This is a genomic window from Amycolatopsis sp. SID8362 (assembly GCF_010550475.1).
In the GTDB taxonomy this organism is placed as follows: Bacteria; Actinomycetota; Actinomycetes; order Mycobacteriales; family Pseudonocardiaceae; genus Amycolatopsis; species Amycolatopsis eburnea.
This window is the reverse complement of the sequence record NZ_JAAGNB010000927.1, coordinates 1-3,077: the sequence shown is the minus strand read 5'-3', so window position 1 is coordinate 3,077 and position 3,077 is coordinate 1. Positions and strand designations below refer to the sequence as shown.

Below are 3,077 nucleotides of genomic sequence, written 5' to 3'. Positions count from 1 at the left end.
ACGGGTAGCGCGGCCAGCTCGGGCCGTACCCGCCGGAGCAGCCGGCGCAGGAGGTGCCGCCCGGCGAGGAACTCCGGACGCTGCCAGGCGGGCCGCGTCTCGGCTTCGGCGAGGTCGCCCGGGTGGCCGCACGGATCGCCGAGGTCAGCACACCCGGCGGAGGCGACCCACACGCCAGGAGCGACCTGGGTCCCGTCCAGACCCACCTCCGGCAGCCCCCGAGCGGCACTTTCACGTGAAAGTGCCGCTCCCAGGGCGGAGCTTTCACGTGAAAGCGACGGGCTCATGAGCGCAGGTCCTCGAGCAGGGGGCCGGCGGCGTCGGCGATCGCGCCCAGCATCAGCTCGGTGACGCCGCCGCCGATGCCGAAGACCGCGGCCTCGGCGCGGACCAGCTGGAGGCCGTCGTCGGCGAAGCCGTCGGCGCCGCGCCAGCGGGCACAGCGGGACAGGACCTCGTCCGCCGTCAGCCCGATCGACGCCTTCAGGATCGCCGCGCTCGTCGCGTCGTGCTCCGCCACCACCCGCTCGCCCAGCGACTCGTGCAGCGCGCGCAACGCACGCACCCGCACCAGGCACGCCGCGAACTCCTGGCGGACGGACTCGTGGTCCCACAGCGCGCGGCCGTCGATCTCCCGCCGCAGCAACGCTTCCCTCGTCTCCGCCAGCACCCGGCTGGTGAGCGCGGCGGCCCACTGCGCGCCGGCGAGGCGTTCGGTGCCCATGTGCCGGGCGAACAACGCCAGCCCGCGGCCCTGCCGGCCGAGCACCGCCGACGCGGGCAGCCGGACGCCGGAGAACTCGACGTGGCCGATGCCCGCGCCCGGCAGGAGCGTGGTCGTCGCGGGGGTGACCCGGACGCCCGCCGCGTCCGCCGGGACCAGGACCCAGGTGAACGCGGTGAAGTGCCGTCCGGGCCGGTGGCGGGCCAGCACCAGGAAGTAGGCCGCGCGGGTCGCCGTGGTGACCCACCGCTTCCCGCCGTCCAGCCTGACACTGTCGCCGTCGATGTCGACCGTCGTGCCCAGCCCGGTGAGGTCGGAGCCGGCCGCCCCGGCGTCCGTGGCGGCCAGCGCGACCTCGCCGTCGCCGTCGGCGACCTGGTCGAACTCCGGGCCGGTCCCGGCGGCCAGGATCGGCAGCGCGCTCGCCGACTGCACCAGCACGCTCAACGTGATCCCGTTGTCCCCGCGGGCGTCGACCGCGCGCAGGGTGGCGGCGAGCCGCCCGGGATCGGCGACCAGGCCGGTCGGCGTGCGCTCCCGGTACTGGGCACGCAGCACGCCGGCCGCACCGAGCCGCTGCCACACCTGGGCGCCGCCGGCGTCCGGCTCCACTGTGGACAGCACGTCGCCGTCCAGGAGGGCGGTGTCAGGCAAAACGCACCTCCTGGTCGAGCAGGGTGAGCCTGCCGTCGGCGAGGTGCAGCCGGTCGTTGCTGTAGTTCAGCACCGCCGACCGCAGGTCCCGCAACGACTGTTCGAGCCGCGTCGGGGAGTCCCGCAGGTAGCCGTGGCGCATCCCGACGGCGTCGACGAGTTCGTCGACGGCCCGGTAGCACTCCTCGGCCGCGGTGATCTTCACGGCGTTGATCAGCAGCTGCACCTTCGGCACGCTGAGGTCCGCGGTGGTCTCGACGACTTCGCGGGCGTGCGAGATCAGCGCGTGCACGGTGTCCAGCCGTTGGCGCGAGCGTGACAGCCGTGTCATCAGCAGTTCCGAGCTGAGGTCGGTCTTGCCGCGGCTGCCGCGCACGGACGCGATCACCCGCGACAGCGCCCCGGCGGCCGTGCCCAGCCAGCACGACGCCCAGCCGAGGTGGGCCATCGGCCCGAACACGCTCGTCACGATGCTGTGGAAGTCCCCGTGCCGCCCGACGACCTGGTGCGCGGGCAGCCTGCCACGCAGCTTCATGGCGCCGCTGTCGCTGGCCCGCATGCCCAGCGGGTTCCAGCCGCCGGCCGGCTCGATCTCGACCTGCGCCCGGGACGCGTAGACCAGCGAAACCTGGTTGTCCGCCTCGGAATCGGGGGAGCGCATCGTGATCAGGAACCCGTCGGCCTGCCTGCCCCCGGTGACGATCGGGGCGAACCGGTCGACGAGCAGCTCCCCGTCGCGCCAGGCCGCGGCGGACTCGGCGGTCAGCAGGTGCCCGCCCTTGCCCGCTTCGGTGGTGACCGAGCCGAGGTAGAGCCGCCCCGCGGCGATCTCGGGCACCAACTCGTTGCGCAGCCTCCCGTCGGCATGAGCGAGCACGGCGGCGACCTGCTGGCAGTGCATCGCGAAGATCATCGCCAGGGACATGTCCACCCGGCCCAGCTCGGTGCTGGTCTCGAGCACGTCGGCCAGCGAACCACCGAGACCGCCTTCGTCGGCGGGCACCTGCAACCCGAGCAGGCCGGTGGCGCGCAGCTCTTCGAGCGCTTCGACCGGGAACGTCGCTTCGTCGTCGGTCCGCCGGACGTGCTCCTCGGCGACCTTGGTGACGCGCCCGACGAGTTCGGCGAGCGGGGCGGTGGTCACGACGACACCCCCTGGCGCTCCAGCTGGGCCGCCACCGCGGTCCACAGCGTGCCGCCGGTGGCGAAGGTGGCGTCGGTGATGTCCTCGTCCGGCAACGAAACGCCGAAGACGTCCTCGATCTCGAACAGCACGTTGATCGACTGCATCGAGTCCAGCCCGCACTCGCGCAGGGAGTCGTCCGGCCCGAGTTCGCGGCCGTTGAGGAACTTGAGGTACGGGGTCAGCAGTTCGGCCATGCGGGGGTCCATCGGTTCACTCCTCATGGTTGGGGTCAGTGGTCCTGACCAGTTCCACGCGGGACGTCCGCGCGGGGGAGCCGGGGCGGTCGCCGTCGACGACGACCTCCACCGGCAGGGGGTGGCCCAGGAAGGCCACGAGGCTCGCGGAGAGCCCGTAGGCGCCGACGTTCGGCACCGCGACCAGGTCGCCGGGGCTCAGCTCGGGCAGCTTCGCGCCGCGGGACCAGGTGTCCAGCGGGGTGCACAGCGGGCCGGCGACGAGCGCGTCGAGCGCGTCCGGCCCGGCCGGGCCGAGCAGGCGGGGCGCGAGCGGGGG

Annotated in this window: 3 protein-coding genes and 1 pseudogene; all 4 read right to left on the bottom strand. The window is 73.8% G+C overall.

Annotated elements, in window-relative coordinates; genetic code table 11:
• Positions 1-283 precede the first annotated feature (283 nt).
• Positions 284-1,378, bottom strand: a complete 1,095-nt coding sequence (locus G3I65_RS28925; protein ID WP_239071510.1) for an acyl-CoA dehydrogenase family protein — start codon at positions 1,376-1,378, stop codon at positions 284-286.
• Positions 1,371-2,522, bottom strand: coding sequence for an acyl-CoA dehydrogenase family protein (locus G3I65_RS58835; RefSeq protein ID WP_160698907.1), 1,152 nt, complete (start codon positions 2,520-2,522; stop codon positions 1,371-1,373). Before G3I65_RS58835 ends, G3I65_RS28925 begins: the two co-directional genes overlap by 8 nt.
• Positions 2,519-2,770 carry a phosphopantetheine-binding protein gene (locus G3I65_RS28915; RefSeq protein ID WP_160698906.1) on the bottom strand — a complete coding sequence of 84 codons (252 nt, stop codon included), beginning with the start codon at positions 2,768-2,770 and terminating at the stop codon, positions 2,519-2,521. Before G3I65_RS28915 ends, G3I65_RS58835 begins: the two co-directional genes overlap by 4 nt.
• 4 nt (positions 2,771-2,774) lie before the next feature.
• Positions 2,775-3,077 (bottom strand): annotated as a pseudogene (locus G3I65_RS28910) (type III PLP-dependent enzyme); the annotation flags it as partial.

Coding starts and splice junctions, on each gene's coding strand:
- G3I65_RS28915 (WP_160698906.1), bottom strand. CDS start 2,770: ATGGACCCCCGCATGGCCGAACTGCTGACCCCGTACCTCAAGTTCCTC.